At 65.7% G+C, this 15,387-nt stretch carries 21 protein-coding genes and 1 other RNA gene; 8 read left to right on the top strand and 14 right to left on the bottom strand.

Annotated elements, in window-relative coordinates; translation table 11 throughout:
- Positions 1-40: 40 nt before the first annotated feature.
- The 3 genes from rnpB (at position 41) to RI03_RS11255 (ending at position 1,388) form a co-directional block, all read left to right on the top strand.
- An RNA gene (gene rnpB / locus RI03_RS22270) (RNase P RNA component class A) lies at positions 41-435 on the top strand.
- A gap of 84 nt (positions 436-519) precedes the next feature.
- Positions 520-1,065 (top strand): J domain-containing protein, encoded by a 546-nt coding sequence (locus RI03_RS11260; protein WP_010217419.1) that lies wholly within the window; start codon positions 520-522, stop codon positions 1,063-1,065.
- Positions 1,062-1,388 carry a hypothetical protein gene (locus RI03_RS11255; RefSeq protein WP_010164205.1) on the top strand — a complete coding sequence of 109 codons (327 nt, stop codon included), beginning with the start codon at positions 1,062-1,064 and terminating at the stop codon, positions 1,386-1,388. The genes RI03_RS11260 and RI03_RS11255 overlap by 4 nt, the downstream gene beginning before the upstream one ends.
- Before the next feature lie 56 nt (positions 1,389-1,444).
- On the opposite strand, the gene RI03_RS11250 is transcribed toward RI03_RS11255, so the two are convergent.
- Complete coding sequence (locus tag RI03_RS11250) at positions 1,445-1,765, bottom strand: DMT family transporter (protein ID WP_010164203.1); 321 nt, start codon at positions 1,763-1,765, stop codon at positions 1,445-1,447.
- Between the two features lie 138 nt (positions 1,766-1,903).
- Here RI03_RS11250 and RI03_RS11245 point away from each other — a divergent pair, with 138 nt between their 5' ends.
- Complete coding sequence (locus tag RI03_RS11245; RefSeq protein WP_010217418.1) at positions 1,904-2,755, top strand: hypothetical protein; 852 nt, start codon at positions 1,904-1,906, stop codon at positions 2,753-2,755.
- Between the two features lie 18 nt (positions 2,756-2,773).
- Here the strand turns inward: RI03_RS11245 and RI03_RS11240 are convergent, their stop codons facing one another.
- The 9 genes from RI03_RS11240 to RI03_RS24075 form a co-directional block, all read right to left on the bottom strand.
- Complete coding sequence (locus RI03_RS11240) at positions 2,774-3,184, bottom strand: SufE family protein (RefSeq protein WP_010164200.1); 411 nt, start codon at positions 3,182-3,184, stop codon at positions 2,774-2,776.
- 85 nt (positions 3,185-3,269) lie between these two features.
- Positions 3,270-3,512, bottom strand: coding sequence for a hypothetical protein (locus RI03_RS11235; RefSeq protein ID WP_026046661.1), 243 nt, complete (start codon positions 3,510-3,512; stop codon positions 3,270-3,272).
- Between the two features lie 23 nt (positions 3,513-3,535).
- Entirely contained in the window at positions 3,536-3,790 is a 255-nt protein-coding gene (locus RI03_RS11230; protein ID WP_026046660.1) for a hypothetical protein, read from the bottom strand.
- A 182-nt stretch (positions 3,791-3,972) separates the two neighbouring features.
- Entirely contained in the window at positions 3,973-4,245 is a 273-nt protein-coding gene (locus tag RI03_RS11225) for a hypothetical protein (protein ID WP_010164196.1), read from the bottom strand.
- Between the two features lie 19 nt (positions 4,246-4,264).
- A complete protein-coding gene (locus tag RI03_RS11220) occupies positions 4,265-4,561 on the bottom strand; it encodes a hypothetical protein (RefSeq protein WP_010217412.1) in 297 nt (98 codons plus the stop codon).
- A gap of 59 nt (positions 4,562-4,620) precedes the next feature.
- The gene (gene pspC, locus RI03_RS11215) at positions 4,621-4,998 is read right to left on the bottom strand and encodes an envelope stress response membrane protein PspC (RefSeq protein WP_010217410.1); all 378 of its coding nucleotides are present in this window, start codon (positions 4,996-4,998) and stop codon (positions 4,621-4,623) included.
- 1 nt (position 4,999) lies between these two features.
- Positions 5,000-5,290, bottom strand: a complete 291-nt coding sequence (pspB, locus tag RI03_RS11210; protein ID WP_010164191.1) for an envelope stress response membrane protein PspB — start codon at positions 5,288-5,290, stop codon at positions 5,000-5,002.
- A complete protein-coding gene (pspA, locus tag RI03_RS11205; RefSeq protein ID WP_026046659.1) occupies positions 5,290-5,958 on the bottom strand; it encodes a phage shock protein PspA in 669 nt (222 codons plus the stop codon). The genes pspB and pspA overlap by 1 nt, the downstream gene beginning before the upstream one ends.
- A 36-nt stretch (positions 5,959-5,994) precedes the next feature.
- Positions 5,995-6,144, bottom strand: coding sequence for a hypothetical protein (locus tag RI03_RS24075; protein ID WP_010217407.1), 150 nt, complete (start codon positions 6,142-6,144; stop codon positions 5,995-5,997).
- Positions 6,145-6,301: 157 nt separating this feature from the next.
- On the opposite strand from RI03_RS24075, the gene pspF reads away from it, so the two are divergent.
- Positions 6,302-7,348 (top strand): phage shock protein operon transcriptional activator, encoded by a 1,047-nt coding sequence (pspF, locus tag RI03_RS11200; RefSeq protein WP_010217405.1) that lies wholly within the window; start codon positions 6,302-6,304, stop codon positions 7,346-7,348.
- Positions 7,349-7,421: 73 nt separating this feature from the next.
- On the top strand, positions 7,422-8,033 hold the full coding sequence (locus tag RI03_RS11195; RefSeq protein ID WP_010217404.1) for a superoxide dismutase: 612 nt from the start codon (positions 7,422-7,424) through the stop codon (positions 8,031-8,033).
- Between the two features lie 437 nt (positions 8,034-8,470).
- Here the strand turns inward: RI03_RS11195 and ispZ are convergent, their stop codons facing one another.
- From ispZ to RI03_RS11175, 4 genes are all read right to left on the bottom strand, one after another.
- Complete coding sequence (gene ispZ, locus RI03_RS11190) at positions 8,471-9,109, bottom strand: septation protein IspZ (RefSeq protein ID WP_010217403.1); 639 nt, start codon at positions 9,107-9,109, stop codon at positions 8,471-8,473.
- Complete coding sequence (ftsY, locus tag RI03_RS11185) at positions 9,106-10,035, bottom strand: signal recognition particle-docking protein FtsY (RefSeq protein ID WP_010217402.1); 930 nt, start codon at positions 10,033-10,035, stop codon at positions 9,106-9,108. The genes ispZ and ftsY overlap by 4 nt, the downstream gene beginning before the upstream one ends.
- The gene (gene mtaB, locus RI03_RS11180; protein ID WP_010217401.1) at positions 10,032-11,456 is read right to left on the bottom strand and encodes a tRNA (N(6)-L-threonylcarbamoyladenosine(37)-C(2))-methylthiotransferase MtaB; all 1,425 of its coding nucleotides are present in this window, start codon (positions 11,454-11,456) and stop codon (positions 10,032-10,034) included. Before mtaB ends, ftsY begins: the two co-directional genes overlap by 4 nt.
- A 64-nt stretch (positions 11,457-11,520) precedes the next feature.
- The gene (locus RI03_RS11175; RefSeq protein WP_010217400.1) at positions 11,521-13,164 is read right to left on the bottom strand and encodes a putative bifunctional diguanylate cyclase/phosphodiesterase; all 1,644 of its coding nucleotides are present in this window, start codon (positions 13,162-13,164) and stop codon (positions 11,521-11,523) included.
- 260 nt (positions 13,165-13,424) lie between these two features.
- Between RI03_RS11175 and ffh the strand changes: the two genes are divergently transcribed.
- Both ffh and rpsP read left to right on the top strand, forming a co-directional pair.
- On the top strand, positions 13,425-14,942 hold the full coding sequence (gene ffh / locus RI03_RS11170) for a signal recognition particle protein (RefSeq protein WP_010217398.1): 1,518 nt from the start codon (positions 13,425-13,427) through the stop codon (positions 14,940-14,942).
- A gap of 62 nt (positions 14,943-15,004) precedes the next feature.
- On the top strand, positions 15,005-15,387 hold a 383-nt coding region (rpsP, locus tag RI03_RS11165), incomplete at its 3' end, for a 30S ribosomal protein S16 (RefSeq protein ID WP_010217397.1).

The following is a 15,387-nucleotide window of genomic DNA, read 5'->3' as shown; positions in this document are numbered from 1 at the left end:
GGGTTTGCCCCCACGCCAATTCGCGCTAGGGGCAGCGCAGCCAGAGGGTCGGGCGGCCGCGGGTACTTTCGGGTACGCGAGGAAAGTCCGGGCTCCGCGAAACGACGGTGCCGGGTAACGCCCGGCGGGGGTGACCCCAGGGACAGTGCCACAGAGAGCAGACCGCCGATGTCCTCCCCGATGCAAATCGGACGGGGGAACAGGCAAGGGTGAAAGGGTGCGGCAAGAGCGCACCGCGCGCCTGGTAACAGGGGCGGCATGGCAAACCCCACCGGGAGCAAGATCGAATAGGGGTGGCATATGGGCTTCGTTTCAGCTCGTCGCCCGGGTTGATTGCTTGAGGCGGCGCGCAAGCGTCGTCCTAGAGGAATGGTCGCCTAACCCCGTCTTACGGGACGGGGTGGACAGAACCCGGCTTACAGACCCTCTGGCGCATTTCTGACACTGATCGCTTTAATTCACAGCGGTTTCACAAAAGCGTCATGGCGCTAGCACGCGCGCATGCCTAAATGGCGGGCTATGGCGCGTTCCACATCCAGATCAACCGACTGGGGTTTTCCCCGCTGGCGCGCATATGGCGAGGCCAGCACCGAAGCCGCGACGATTCGTCTGTGCGACCGGCACGGCTGCACCAACAAGGGCGATTGCCCCGCACCGAAATCCCCCAACAGCCCGGAACGCTGGTATTTTTGCCAGGAGCATGCGGGCGAGTACAATCGTGGCTGGAACTATTTCGAGGGCCTGAGCGCCGAGGAAGCCGCCGAACGCGAACGCGCCGAGACGCAGACGGCGGAGGGCTATACCGAATCGCGCCACCACCAATGGGCCGGTCCGGGCGACGGCAGCCGCTCGCGCGACGAGATCCGCGCGCTCGAAGTGCTCGAGCTTGAGGTCGACGCCGATTTCGAGACGGTGCGAGTCGCCTGGCGGCGGCTGGCGAAATCGAACCATCCCGACGTTCGTCCCGGCGACAAGGACGCCGCGGCGCGCTTCCTCGCGATCCAGGCCGCCTATGACGTGCTCAGGGCCGCCGAAGACCAGCGAACGTGGAAGCCCGAGGCTTGAAGACGGTCCGCTCGGACTGGGCGAACACCGTACTGGTCTGCAAGAAATGTTCGAAGAAGTTGGATGGCGGGTTCGGGCCGAAGGGCAAGACCCCGCTCGCCAAGGCGCTGCGCGACGAACTCGGCGTCCGCAAGGGGCGCAAGGGCACGCTCGGCATTCTCGAGGTGAAGTGCCTCGGGATCTGCCCGCGCGGCGCGGTGACGGTGGTGACCGGGGATGCGCCGGGCGACTGGGCGCTGGTCAAGGACGGGGCACCGATGGCGGAGGTGGTCCGCGACCTCGGGCTTCGCGACGGGGAGCGGTCGCAAGGGCCGGACGCGTAAGGCGATCGGCAACACCCGCGTCCCCCCCGGCCTTCGCCGGAGGGACCACGGTACGGTCAGTTCGTCGCGAAGAACTTCGTGCCCACCACGCCGACGATGATCAGCGCGATGAACCCCATCTGGATCCCGTTGAGCTTCTCGCCGAACAGGATCACGCCAAAGATGGTCACGCCGACCGCGCCGAGCCCGGTCCACACCGCATAGGCGGTTCCGGCCGGAAGCCCGCGCATCGCGAGCGCAAGCAGCCCCATGTTGACGAAGCTGAGCGTGATCGGGACGGCGGCGGCATACGCGCTGCCGGCGGTTGCTGCCCATTTCAGGCTGAGCGCCCAGATGATTTCGGTAACCACGGCTACGCCGAGGATGAGCCACGCCATGCGCGATCTCCTTCTTGGTACGGGCTCTGACAGGAAAGCGGCTGCCGGAAACCCGAAAGAGGCGCGCGCGAAGCGGTGCCCCTTAGGTGGTTGCGGTGGATCTGTCCACCGGTCGTACGATTATGCGATTGGCGCACTGTGCCCAACCGTGTAGCGCGCACCGCGACGCGCGAACGCCGGTTGCGCGCGGCTCAGCAGGACAAGGACGGAATGACGACTCGCATCGATTGGCGGCCGCTCGCGCCCGGATTGCGCGCGATCCTTCGCGGCGATCGACCGATCACGCGGATGCAGATTTACGGCCAGCGGTGCAGTGGGACCAACATCGTCGCACAGACGCTCGCGGCCAATATTCCCGAGCTGCAGTTGACCGACGCCTTCGGCCACAAACACTGGTTCGTCGCCGCGCAGACGTTGTTTCCTGCGGATACGTTGAGTGTCGTGGTCGCGCGCGACGCGTTCGACTGGGTCCGCAGCCTGCATCGCCAACCCTGGCACGCGCATCCCGATCTGAAGGCGAAGCCGTTCGCGGCGTTCGTGCGCAGTGAATGGAACAGTTGCTGGGACGAACATTTCGACCATATCGAACCGGGGCACCCGTTGCTCGGGCAGGAGATGCTCCACGAACGCGATCCCGCGACGGGCGAACGCTTCGCCAACTGCATCGCCAAGCGGACTGCGAAGCTGCGGCACTGGGCCGACTTGCCGATGCGGGCGCATAACGTCGCGCTGGTCAGCTACGATGGCTTCATGCGCGCGCCCGAGGCCGTGGTCGCAGCGCTCGCGACCGCGACCGGGCTGGAACGGACGCCGATCTTCCAGACCGTCACCAGCTACAAGGGGCAGGGCTTTTTCGCCTATGTCCCCCAGCGCTACGATGATCTCGCGCCCGCCGATGTCGCGCATATCGAAGCGTGGCTCGACCCTGCGGTCGAGGCGCAATACGGCCTGCGCGCGACCTATGCGATGGAGTCCCCGCCGGCAGAGTGACGGGAGCGGGCGGCGGCGTTACGGCTTGGCGTAGCGGGTCGCGGTCTCGCGGATCAGCGCAATCATGTTGGGGATGCCCTGCGTGCGGTTCGAGCTGAGCTGTTTGCTCAGGTCGAACGGTGCGAGTTCCTGCGGGATGTCGGTTGCCAGGATCGCATCAGCGGGCTGGTCCTGCACCGCGAGCAGCACCAGCGCGATAATCCCCTTGGTGATCGCCGCATTCGAATCCGCCAGGAAATGCAACGTCCCGTCCTCGCGCGCCATCGGATAGACCCAGACCGAGGCGGAGCAGCCGCGCACCAGCGTCGCATCGGTCTTGAGCGGGTCGGGCATCGGTTCGAGCTCGCGGCCCAAGTCGATGAGGAGGCGGTAGCGGTCGTCCGCCTCGAGGAAGCTGTATTCGGATTCGATATCGGTGAGGGTCTGCATCCCGGAGATATAGGCGGGAGCGACGGGGTTCGTCACCCTTGCTGTTCCCCGGCGCGGGCCGGGGGCCAGCAGGCGAGGCGACCCCTTACAGATCCACCCCCGCCGCGATCGCCTCCAGCTTGCGGATGCGCTCCTTGAGATCCGCGATCTCGATCCGTGCGCTCGCGTTGGGGAGGGCGGGGCCGTCATTGTTGCCGCCTGCCGCATGGAGCTGCTCGAGCTTGAACGAGAGCCAGCCGCGCCAGCCGTTGAGCATCGCGTAGGTCAGCATCGCGAGCCCCACCAGGGCGGTTGCGGCCATCGTCATGTAGAAATTGGGGTCGGTCATGATCCCTGCTCCTGTCAGGCTGGTCATGGGCGGTCGCGCAGCTTCTCGATCTCGCGATCGAGCCGGGCACTGCTGTCTTCCTTGTCGGTCGCGAGCCGCTCGAGCACGGCGATCCGTTCCTTGAGCGCGCGGATCTCGTTGCGCTGGCGCTGCGCGTCGGCGCTGTCCGGCGCCGGCTGGCGCTCGCTGCGTTCGGCCGCCTTGTAGCGCGCCTGGATGATCTTGCCGGCGACCGCGACCAGCACGATCAGCACGACCATCATTTCTCCACCGTTCATCGTACGCTCCCCTGTTCAATATTCGGGCGGGTCAGCCCTGTGCGGATTGGCGTGCCGCGCGGGCGGCGCGGCGGCGGGGGCGGTCGATGCTTTCGGTCGCCCAGCAACATCCCGCCGTCACGACGGCGAGCACTCCAAGAAAGACAAACATGATAACCTCTGGGGAAGAAAGGGTTGAAGGGTTAGTTGAGCGGCGTATCGCGCAATCGCTCGATCTCTAGCGAGAGGTCGACGCCGCGGTCGGTGATGATCCGTTCAAGGACCTGGACCCGCTGTTCGAGCCGTTCGGTCTGCGCGGCATATTGCGCGGCCTTCTCAGCGACCATCGTCGCCTCGATCGTCATGCGCCGCTCCTTATAGGCGAGCCACGGGCGGATGATCGTGCCGCCGATCACCGCGACCATGCCGACGCTGATGGCGAGGATCGGGACGAGAAAAACCAGGTCGGGGGTCATGATCAGGATCCTTTCCGGCTCAGCGCAGCGCGTCGATTTCGCGCGAGACCCGCTCGGCGGGGTCGGTCGCGATCCGTTCGAGCACCGCGAGGCGCTCCTCGAGGCGGCTGACCTGGCCGTGCAGCTTTTCGTTTTCGGCCTTCAGCAGCTCGGTCTGGCGGTTGACCGAAAGGTCGCCGTCGCGGCTGACGAGCTGGCCCTTCTTGGTCTCGATCGGGTAGCCGTGGCGGGCACGGACCCAGTTGTTGAAGGCCCAGGCCGTGGGCCCGACGGTGATCGCCGCGAGCGGGATCAGCAGTCCGATGGAAGAGCTCATTTCAGTATCCCCTGTTTGCCCCAAGTGATGTCGGTATCGGTCCGGTCGTGCCGTGCGGATCAGCGCAGGCTGTCGATCTCGTCCGCGAGGCGGCTGTTGCGGCTGGTGTACATGACCTCGATGTCAGCGAGCCGGCGATCGATGTCGCGGAACTTCGAGCGGACCTCGGCGGTCGAGCGAGTCGGGTTGGTGCGCACACCCTGCCAGAAGCGCTCGTCGTCCGCGCTGTCATAGAGGCCGAGCGGCTTCTTCTCGGCGACACAGGCCATGACGATATAGGCAATCAATACCCATCCGCTGGTGACCAGGGTGAGAAGCGCGACCCCGACCCGGACGAGCGTCGAGTCCATGCCGGTGTAATCGGCGATCCCCGAGCAGACGCCGAGCCATTTGGCGTTCTGCTTGTCGAGGTAGAATTTGGTGCGGCTGGCGGACATTTCAGTTCCTCCGGGTTGGGTCGTAAGACGGGGTGGGGTAGGATTGCGCGGTCGGCTCGGCGAGCGGCATGCTGACGCGCCATTCGGGGTGATCCGCGGCGATGATCCGCTCCACCGTGCCCAGCCGGTCTTCCAACCGGCGGGCGAGCGAATAGAGCTCATCGAGCAGCTTCTCGTCTTCGTTGGTAATCTTGGGCGCCTGCTTCCACTTGGTGATGTAGTGCAGGATGACCCAGGGCATGCCGACGAACAGCGTGCCGCAGACGAAGATCGGGACGAGGATGTCTTCCATCAGCCGTCCTTTCCGAAGCGGGCCTTCATCGCGGCGAGCTCGGCCTCGACCTTTTCGCTCGACTTGAGCTCGGCGATTTCTTCCTCGAGCGTCTTGGGCGGTGCGCCCATGCCCGCAACATCGGCGCGCCCTTCGGCCATGTCGACGCGGCGTTCCATCACCTCGAACCGGCTGAACGCGTCCTGCATCCGCGGACCGTTGTACATCTCGCGCAGCTTGAAGCGGTTTTGCGCGCTTTCGAAGCGAGTCGCGATCGAATTCTGGCGGGTGCGCGCCTCGCGGAGCTTGCCGGTCAGCTTGGCGATGTCTTCCTCCGAAGCGTGGAGCGATTCATCGAGCACCGCGATCTCGCCGTCGAGCTGGTTCGCCATGTCGGCGGCCTTCTGCTTCTCGACCAGCGCGGCCTTGGCGAGATCCTCGCGGCCCTTCGACAGCGCGAGTTCGGCCTTTTCGGTCCAGCTCTCCTGCAGGCTGCCCAGCTTGTTGATGTGCCGGCGCATTTCCTTCTGGTCTGCGATCGTGCGCGCGGCGGAGGCGCGCACCTCGACCAGCGTTTCCTCCATTTCGAGGATGATCATGCGGATCATCTTCGAGGGGTCTTCGGCCTTGTCGAGCAAGTCGGTGAAATTGGCGGCGATGATATCGCGGGTTCGGCTGAAGATGCCCATCATGATACTCCTTGGGAAATTTCGGATTTTTCGCGATCAGGCCTGATACGGGGCGCTGACCGGGGAAACGTTTGCCATCGCCGGGCCGACCGTGCCGGCCAGCGCGACCGACCCGACGAGGATCGTGGCGACCACCGCGACGAGAAGCTGGGGGATCGAGGTGCGGTTCTTGTACTGGCTGTCCATGGCGTGTCTCCCTGTTGGCGTTCGGTGCCCCGTGGGGCGATGCCAGAAGCTTTGCAGGGAGCGTGCCAACTGCCGGAATGGCGGATTTGCGTGGCTTTCGCGCAGATGAACGAGAACGGGCTTGCCAAGGCTTGGGACTTTACGCCAAGCCTTGGGAATGGAGCGAACCAGCCAGGTCATCGGACAATCCGGCCCGTTTCTCGACGCGCTCGAACTCGCGAGCCGCGCCGCCGCGCTCGACCGTCCGGTGCTGGTGATCGGCGAGCGCGGGACCGGCAAGGAACTGGTCGCGGAACGCCTCCACCGCCTGTCGCCGCGGTGGGACCAGCCGCTCGTCATCATGAACTGCGCGGCCTTACCCGAGACGCTGATCGAGGCGGAACTGTTCGGGCATGAAGCGGGCGCCTTCACCGGTGCGACCAAGGCACGGGCAGGGCGGTTCGAGGAGGCGCATCGCGGCACGTTGTTCCTAGACGAACTCGGTACGCTGTCGATGGCGGCGCAGGATCGGCTGTTGCGTGCGGTCGAATATGGCGAGGTCACGCGGATCGGATCGTCACGCCCGATGCGGGTCGACGTGCGGATCGTCGCCGCGACCAACGAGCATCTCCCCGACAAGGTCGCATGCCACCAGTTTCGCGCGGATCTGCTCGACCGGCTGAGCTTCGAGGTGGTCACGCTCCCGCCGCTGCGTGCGCGCAAGGACGACGTGATGGTGCTCGCCGAGCATTTCGGGCGGCGGATGGCAGCCGAGCTGCACCGCGACGACTGGCTCGGCTTCACCAAGGCGGCGGAGGCGCAACTGGTCGCCTACGCGTGGCCGGGGAACGTCCGCGAGTTGCGCAACGTGGTCGAGCGCGCGGTCTATCGCTGGGATCGCGACGCGCCGATCGACGCGATCGTATTCGATCCGTTCCAGTCTCCGCACCGCCCAGCGACGGCCACGGCATTGCCGCCAGCGAGTTCGGTCGCGCCCGAGGCTCCGGCGAGCGCATCGCCGGTGCCGTGCGACGACGGCCAGCCGATGGACTACAAGGCGCGGCTCGCGCGGTTCGAATGCGAGATGCTGCAGACCGCGCTCGCCGAAAACCGCTTCAATCAGCGCGCGACCGCCGAAGCACTCGGGTTGAGTTACGATCAGTTGCGCCATGCCCTCAAGCGCCATGGACTGATTTCGCAGGGTGTTTCCGAATCGGTTGCGTAACGAGCGCGCCGGACCCATTTCGACCGCGCGACGTTTGGGTGAGCGACCCCGTCATTTTCAAAGGAGACGAGCCTTGGCTTTCGAACTTCCCCCGCTGCCTTATGCCTATGACGCGCTGGAGCCGACGATCTCGAAGGAGACGATGACGTTCCACCACGACAAGCACCACGCTGCCTATACCAACAAGCTCAACGAAGGCGTCGCTGCCGACCCCAAGCTCGAGGGCAAGTCGATCGAGGATATCCTCGGGATGATCTCGACGCTCCCGCCGCTGGTGCGTAACAATGGCGGCGGTTTCTGGAACCATGATTTCTTCTGGAAGATCATGGCACCGGCCGGCACGACCAAGCCATCGGGCGCGCTCGCTGAGGCGATCGAGACCTATGGCGGCCTCGACAAGCTCAAGGAAGATTTCAATACCAAGGGTGCGGGCCAGTTCGGTTCGGGCTGGGCGTGGGTGATCAAGGATTCGTCCGGCGCGCTCAAGGTCGTCTCGACGCCCAATCAGGACAACCCGCTGATGGACGATGCCAAGGACAAGGGCACACCGATCCTCGGCAACGACGTGTGGGAGCACGCGTATTACCTGACCTACATGAACGACCGTCCGGGCTATCTGAAGGCCTGGTGGGACGTCGTGAACTGGGACGAGGCGGGCAAGCGCTTCGACGGCGCAACCGCATAACGGTGCAGTTGCAGAAATTGCATGCGTTAGCGCTAACATTGCAATTGATCTGAAACCTGCTGCACTGCACAAAGAGTGTGCCTTTCAGGCATCCTCTCCTAAAACTTTCAAGGCCGGTCGAAAGACCGGCCCTTTTTTTTGTCGAAACGCCTGCTATGGTTCGTGTGCTGTCGTAGCGCCGGACATAAAACAGAAACGCGGGACGAGGAACGCCGCCGGAAAGACCGGCAACGGCGACACGATTGCCGGGGGATCGAGCAGGTGCTGCTCTCCCCCGCGATTTCCTGGATTTTCTTACAGACTCACTTCCCCGGCGAAGGCCGGGGCCCAGTAGCGAGACAAGAGATTGCGGGCGACTGCGCTAAGTTTCAGCCACCCTCGCTACAGGGCCCCGGCCTTCGCCGGGGAAGTGCCTGTGGCGTTATGACCGCAGTGAATCACTCGACCGGCGGGATCGGCGGTTCCTCGCCCATCTTGAAGCCATGCTTCATCAGCATCGGCACGTTCGCGAACGCGAAGATCAACGTGAGCGGAATCACCCCCCACAGCTTGAACCCGAGCCAGAAGCTGTAGCTGAATTCGTGCCGCACGACTTCGTTCAGCACCGCGAGAAACGCGAAGAACGCCGCCCAGTTGATCGTCAGCTTGCGCCAGCCGGTGTCGTTCAGCCCGGGATAGGCCGAATCGAGGAACAGGCTGAGAAACGGCCGCCCCGTCACCAGCCCGAACACCAGGATCGCCGACAGCATCGCGTAGATGACGGTTGGCTTGATCTGGATGAAATCCTTGTTGTGGAAATACAGCGTCAGCCCGCCGAACACGAGCACCAGCGTGCCGGTGAGCCACAGCATCGGCGAGATCCGCCCGGACTTGACCAGCGAATAGATCATCGCCGCAATGCTCGCGACCATGAACGCCGAGGTCCCGGCGATCAGCTTGAGCATGTCGTAGCCGGGGGTCAGGAAATTGACGAGGAAGAAGATCGCGATCGGGCCAATGTCGACCGCGAGGCGCTGGCCCGCGTTGAGCGGGGGCTTGGCGGGAAGCGATGACGGCAAGGGGGCGGAGGTGGTCATTTGCGGACCCCTTCCACGCCAGCGATGATCCGCGCAACCTCGTTCGCATTGAACGGGCGCAGATCGCCCATGCCTTCGCCGACCCCGATCGCGTGGATCGGCAAACCATATTTCTCCGCCGCCGCGACCAGCACACCGCCGCGCGCGGTGCCGTCGAGCTTGGTCATCACGAGGCCGGTGACGCCCGCCGATTCCTTGAACACCTCGATCTGGTTGAGCGCGTTCTGCCCGGTCGTCGCATCGAGCACGAGCAGCACGTCATGCGGCGACTCGACGTTGAGGCGCCCCAGCACGCGGCGGATCTTGGACAGTTCGTCCATCAGCTCGCGCTTGTTCTGGAGGCGGCCGGCGGTGTCGACGATCAGCACGTCGATGCCGGTCGCGGTCGCCTGCTTGACCGCTTCGTAGACGATGCCCGCCGCGTCGCCGCCTTCCTTTCCGCTGATGATGGGCACGCCCGCGCGCTCGGCCCAGGTCGCGAGCTGCCCGATCGCCGCCGCGCGGAACGTGTCACCCGCCGCGAGCATCACGCCGTAATCCTGTTCCTTGAGCAGATGCGCGAGCTTGGCGATCGTCGTCGTCTTGCCCGAGCCATTGACGCCTATGACGAGGATGACGTGCGGGCGCGGGAAGCCGGTGATCTCGAGCGGGACCGCGACGGTGTCGAGCACCTTTTCGATTTCCTCGGCGACGACGAGGCGGATGCCGAGCTCCTCCATGTCGCGCTCGAACACACCGGTCGACAGGCGGCGGCGGATCCGCGCGGCGGTCTCGGGGCCGAGGTCGGAGGCGATGAGCGCTTCCTCGATCTCGTCGAGCGTCTTCGTGTCGAGCGGTCCAGTGCCGAGCCCGGCGAGATTGCCGATCAGCCGGTCGGAGGTGCGCTTGAACCCGCCGAGGAGTTTGTCGTGCCAGCTTGGGGTCATGCGAGGATCTCTTGTGAAGTAGCTTGCTGGTGCTGCTGCTGCTGTTTTTGCTTCCCCGGCGAAGGCCGGGGCCCAGGAGCGATGTCAGAAATTGGTGAGGACGGCGCTTCGTTACCACTGTTTCTCGACTGGGCCCCGGCCTCCGCCGGGGAAGTGAGAAGGGAAGAAGCGAGAAGGGGGGAGGCGATAGGGGAACGAAGCACGGAAGCAGTCAACATATTCCCGTCGCTCCCGGTGATCCGGACGCGTTCCGCAGATCCGACCGGCAGCGTCTCGAACCGCGCCTCGGCAAAGCTCCCGATATGACCGCGATCCCCGGGACGCTCGACCAGCACGTCCTGCGTCGTGCCGATCAGCCCGCGCAGCCACGCCGCTTTGCGCACCGCCGCAGCCTCGCGCAGTAGCGCGGCGCGCCGCTTGCGCACAGGCACCGGGACGGCAGGCATCCGTGCGGCGGGCGTGCCGTCGCGCTCGGAATAAGGGAAGATATGCGCATGGACGATGTCGCAATCGTCGATCAGCGCAAGCGTGTCGGCGAACATCGCGTCGTCTTCGGTCGGGAAGCCCGCGATCAGGTCCGCACCGATCGCGATCTCGGGGCGCGCGGTCTTCAACCGATCGACCAGCGCGACACTGTCGGCGCGCGCATGGCGGCGCTTCATCCGTTTGAGGATCATGTCGTTGCCCGCCTGGAGCGACAGATGGACATGCGGCATCACCCGCGCTTCCTGCGTCAGCAACGCGAACAGCCGGTCATCGATCTCGACCCCGTCGAGCGACGACAGCCGCAGCCGCTCGAGCGCAGGGACGTGGCGGAGAATTCGTTCGACCAGCAACCCTAGGCTCGGGGCGCCGGGCAGGTCGGGGCCGTAGCTCGTCAGGTCGACCCCGGTCAGCACGACTTCGCGGTGGCCGCCGTCGATCAGCGCCGCGATCTGTTCGATCACTGCGCCTGCCGGGACCGAGCGGCTGTTGCCGCGGCCATAGGGGATGACACAGAAGGTGCAGCGATGGTCGCAGCCATTCTGCACCTCGACGAAGGCGCGCGCATGCGTCGCGAACACCGCGGACAGTTGCGGCGCGGTTTCGCGGGCGCTCAGGATATCGCCGACCAGCACGGTTTCCTCCGAGGCCCAGGCGGCAGGCGCGCGCTTCTCGACGTTGCCGAGCACGCGGTCGACTTCGGGCATTGCCGCGAAGCTCGCCGGGTCGATCTGCGCGGCGCACCCCGTCACGACGATCTGCGCGTCGGGGCGCTCGGCGCGGGCGCGGCGGATCGCCTTGCGGGTCTCGGCGACTGCACCGTTGGTGACCGCGCAACTGTTGATGACGATCGTGCCCGGACCCGCAAGCGTACGGATCGCCTCGCTTTCGGCGATGTTGAGACGGCAGCCGAGGCTGATGATCCGCGGGTCGGGCATGGCGGCGATCTAGGGGGCGAGGGGGGCGAAGTCCATGCGCCTCCGCGCACGCAGGCGCCGTCGCTCAGGCGCTCCGACGGTGCACGGTGCCCGAAACCCCGACGATTCCCGGCTGCGGCATCTGCAGCAACCGTCGTTCCGCGAGCAGGCGGCGGGTGTTGGCGACGCTCATCGGCTGGCCGTACAGGAACCCCTGGCCCTTCGCGCAACCGAGCGCCCGCAGCCGCTCCTCGATCCGTGCGTCGGCCACGCCCTCGGCGGTGATCGGCAGGTTGAGGCTGTCCCCCAGCCGCGTGATCGCGGTGACGAGCGCGGTGCTTTCGGCACTCTGGTTGATCGAGAGGATGAAGCTGCGATCGATCTTGATCTGGTCGAACGGCAACGCGCGTAGATGGGCGAGCGATGAAAACCCCGTCCCGAAATCGTCGAGCGCGAGCCGGACGCCCTGGTTCTTGAGGCTCCCGACGATCGACTGCGTCAGCGCGAGATTGTCGAGCAACGCGGTCTCGGTAATCTCGATCTCGAGCCGGTTGGCGGGGAAACCGGTCTCGGTCAGCACCTTGATGATCTTCTGCGCAAGCCACGCGTCGCGCATCTGCCACGGCGAGATGTTGACCGACAGCGACAGCCCCGCGTCCCAGTCGCGCGCGGCGGTGAATGCCTGGTGCAGCAGCGACAGCGACAGGTCGCTGATCATCCCGGTTTCCTCGGCAAGCGGGATGAAGGCCTCGGGCGCGATCATTCCGCGGGTCGGATGTTCCCACCGCGCGAGCACTTCGAACCCGGTCAGACGCCCCGTGTTGAGATCGATCTGCTGTTCGAAATAGGGGACGATCTCGCCATTGGGGATGGCGCTGCGCAGGCTCGCCTCGAGATCGGTGCGCGTTTTCAGGTCGCGCTCCATCGACTGGTCGAACCACGCGAAGCGGTTCCGCCCCGCGTTCTTTGCGGAATACATCGCGATGTCGGCGGAGCGCATCAGCGAATCGATCCCGACGCAGCCGATGTCCGACCGCGCGATCCCGACCGACGCGGAGATATGGAGGTGGAGCCCGTCGATCTGGAACGGCTGCGCAAGGCGGCTGACCAGCGTCTCCGCGACGCGCTCGACCAGCGTGGCATGCGCCGGGTCGAACGGGAAGCCGCAGGCGAACTCGTCGCCGCCCAGCCGGGCCGTCAGCGCGTGCGGCGGCATCGCCTGCGCGATTTCGTGCGCGACCGCCTTCAGCAGCGAGTCGCCCGCGGCGTGCCCGTGCAGATCGTTGACCGTCTTGAAATAATCGAGGTCGAGCAGCAGCAGCGCCATCGCCTTGTGGCGATCCACCGCGTGGACGAACATCGCGGCGCCCGCTTCGGCAAGGCTGCGGCGATTGTGGAACCCGGTCAGCGGATCGCGCGCAGCGAGCAGGCGCGCGCTTTGCTCGGCAGCGGCGCGGATGTCGACTTCATTGGCAAGGTCACGGTGCCGCCGCCAGCCGATCAGGATCAGCGCGACGTTGAGCAGCAAGGCGATCACCAGCGCGGGATCGGTCTCGCCGGTGCCGTGCAGGACGTGTTTCAGCGCGCTCGACAGCACGCTGCTGGCGATTCCGACGAACAACAGCGTCGCCGCGATCGTGACCGCGCCGGTCAGGATATCGCGTCGCTTGACGACCCCGGCAGGGTAACCCCTGTCGGGCCTGTCGCCACCATGTCTTTCGACTGTCATTCCTTCGGCTCCGCCCCCGTCCGTTTCGTCATCCCATGCAAGCAATGTACAGGAGGTTAAAACCGGGGCAGTTGCCCGTCGGGTCGGGGCAAGCGCCGGTCGGGTTGCGGTAAAGCGCAAGCTACGCTAATGGCGCTAGCGATCGCTCCACCGTGAAGCGTGAAGGCTGTCCTGCGGGACGACGCCGGCCGACGAGGTTTCGTCCGCCGGCGTTCTTTGCGTTACTCGGCAAAAGCGACAGTTTGGAAGGGTTTTTTCGGATGTTCGAGAGCCTGAGCGACCGTCTTGGCGGTGTGTTCGATCGGTTGCGGGGGCGCGGTGCGCTGACCGAGGCCGACGTGCGTGCGGCGATGCGCGAAGTCCGAGTCGCGTTGCTCGAGGCGGACGTCGCCTTGCCGGTGGCGCGCGATTTCGTCGATCGCGCGACCGAGCAAGCGGTTGGCCAGAACGTGTTGCGCTCGGTCACGCCGGGGCAGCAGGTCGTCAAGATCGTCAACGACGCGCTGGTCGAGATGCTGGGCGCGGAAGCGTCCGAGCTCGAACTCGACGTCGCGCCGCCCGCGATCATCATGATGGTCGGCCTGCAGGGTTCGGGCAAGACGACGACGACCGCCAAGATCGCGCTGCGCCTCGCCAAGCGGCAGGGCAAGAAGGTGCTGATGGCGTCGTTGGACGTCAACCGCCCGAATGCGCAGGAGCAGCTCGCGGTCCTCGGGACGCAGGCGGAGGTTTCGACCCTGCCGATCGTTGCGGGGCAGCAGCCGGTCGATATCGCGCGGCGCGCGGTGCAGGCGGCGAAGCTGCAGGGCTTCGATGTCCTGATGCTCGATACCGCGGGTCGTCTCCACGTCGACCAGGCGTTGATGGACGAAATGCGCGCGGTCGCCGAGGTGACCAAGCCGACCGAGATCCTGCTTGTCGTCGACTCGCTGACCGGTCAGGATGCGGTCAACGTCGCGCAGAACTTCTCGGATCAGGTGCCGCTGACCGGTATCGTGCTGACTCGCATGGACGGCGATGCGCGCGGCGGTGCGGCGCTGTCGATGCGCGCGGTCACCGGCAAGCCGATCAAATTCGCGGGCATGGGTGAAAAGCTCGAGGCACTCGAGGCGTTCGACCCCAAGCGTGTTGCCGGCCGGATCCTCGGCATGGGCGACGTCGTTGGCCTCGTTGAGCGCGCGGCCGAGGCGATCCAGGTCGAGGACGCCGAGAAGATGGCGGCCAAGCTCGCCAAGGGCGAGTTCGACCTCGACGATCTGCGCGCGCAGCTCGGGCAGATGCGCCGCATGGGTGGTCTCGGCGCGCTCGCGGGGATGATCCCCGGCATGGCCAAGGCCAAGCAGGCGATGGCCTCGGGCGCGATGGACGAGAAGATCCTCGTCCGGTTCGACGCGATGATCACGTCGATGACCCCCAAGGAGCGGCGCAAGCCCGAACTGCTCAACGCCAAGCGCAAGATCCGCGTCGCCAAGGGCTCCGGCACGACCGTGCAGGAGGTCAACAAGCTCCTGAAGATGCATCAGGAAATGGCGAACGCCATGAAGAAGATCAAAAAGATGGGCGGCCTGAAGGGCATGGCCAAGCTCTTTGGTGGTGGCGGCGGCGGCATGGGCGGTCTGGGCGGCGGTGGCGGTCCGGACGGCGCTGGTGGCCTCGGCGGTCTGGGCGGGATCGACCCGTCCAAGATGTTCAGCGGCGGTGGCGGGGGCCTTCCCGGCCTCGGCGGCGGCCAGACGAAGCTCCCCCCGGGCTTCGAGAATTTGCTCAAGAAGAAGTGATCGCCATCCGGCACCCAGCCGGTGGCAAAACCCAAGAACGACCAAGAAGGAAGTAGTTTACTATGGCAATCAGCATTCGTCTGTCGCGTGGCGGCTCCAAGAAGCGTCCGTACTACCGCATCGTCGTTGCCGATGCGCGCAGCCCGCGTGACGGCAAGTTCATCGAGAAGCTGGGCACGTACAACCCGCTCCTCGCCAAGGACGACGAGAAGCGCATCGTGCTCGACGCCGACCGCGCGAAGCATTGGCTGAGCGTCGGCGCGCAGCCGACCGATCGTGTCGCACGCTTCCTCGACGTCGCGGGCATCCGTGAGCGCGCCGCGCGCACCAACCCGAACAAGGGCAAGCCCGGCGAGAAGGCCGTCGAGCGCGCGGAAGAGCGTGAGAAGAAGATCGCCGACGCCGAAGAGGCAAAGGTCGCAGCAGCAGCAGCAGCAGCGGCAGC

This window comes from Sphingomonas sp. PAMC 26621, assembly GCF_000251145.1.
GTDB lineage: Bacteria > Pseudomonadota > Alphaproteobacteria > Sphingomonadales > Sphingomonadaceae > Sphingomonas.
This window is presented reverse-complemented; position numbering and strand designations above follow the sequence as displayed.

Coding starts and splice junctions, on each gene's coding strand:
- RI03_RS11260 (WP_010217419.1), top strand. CDS start 520: ATGGCGCGTTCCACATCCAGATCAACCGACTGGGGTTTTCCCCGCTGG.
- RI03_RS11250 (WP_010164203.1), bottom strand. CDS start 1,765: ATGGCGTGGCTCATCCTCGGCGTAGCCGTGGTTACCGAAATCATCTGG.
- RI03_RS11240 (WP_010164200.1), bottom strand. CDS start 3,184: ATGCAGACCCTCACCGATATCGAATCCGAATACAGCTTCCTCGAGGCG.
- RI03_RS11235 (WP_026046661.1), bottom strand. CDS start 3,512: ATGACCGACCCCAATTTCTACATGACGATGGCCGCAACCGCCCTGGTG.
- RI03_RS11230 (WP_026046660.1), bottom strand. CDS start 3,790: ATGAACGGTGGAGAAATGATGGTCGTGCTGATCGTGCTGGTCGCGGTC.
- RI03_RS11225 (WP_010164196.1), bottom strand. CDS start 4,245: ATGACCCCCGACCTGGTTTTTCTCGTCCCGATCCTCGCCATCAGCGTC.
- RI03_RS11220 (WP_010217412.1), bottom strand. CDS start 4,561: ATGAGCTCTTCCATCGGACTGCTGATCCCGCTCGCGGCGATCACCGTC.
- pspC (WP_010217410.1), bottom strand. CDS start 4,998: ATGTCCGCCAGCCGCACCAAATTCTACCTCGACAAGCAGAACGCCAAA.
- pspB (WP_010164191.1), bottom strand. CDS start 5,290: ATGGAAGACATCCTCGTCCCGATCTTCGTCTGCGGCACGCTGTTCGTC.
- pspA (WP_026046659.1), bottom strand. CDS start 5,958: ATGGGCATCTTCAGCCGAACCCGCGATATCATCGCCGCCAATTTCACC.
- RI03_RS24075 (WP_010217407.1), bottom strand. CDS start 6,144: ATGGACAGCCAGTACAAGAACCGCACCTCGATCCCCCAGCTTCTCGTC.
- pspF (WP_010217405.1), top strand. CDS start 6,302: ATGGAGCGAACCAGCCAGGTCATCGGACAATCCGGCCCGTTTCTCGAC.
- ispZ (WP_010217403.1), bottom strand. CDS start 9,109: ATGACCACCTCCGCCCCCTTGCCGTCATCGCTTCCCGCCAAGCCCCCG.
- ftsY (WP_010217402.1), bottom strand. CDS start 10,035: ATGACCCCAAGCTGGCACGACAAACTCCTCGGCGGGTTCAAGCGCACC.
- mtaB (WP_010217401.1), bottom strand. CDS start 11,456: ATGCCCGACCCGCGGATCATCAGCCTCGGCTGCCGTCTCAACATCGCC.
- RI03_RS11175 (WP_010217400.1), bottom strand. CDS start 13,164: ATGACAGTCGAAAGACATGGTGGCGACAGGCCCGACAGGGGTTACCCT.
- ffh (WP_010217398.1), top strand. CDS start 13,425: ATGTTCGAGAGCCTGAGCGACCGTCTTGGCGGTGTGTTCGATCGGTTG.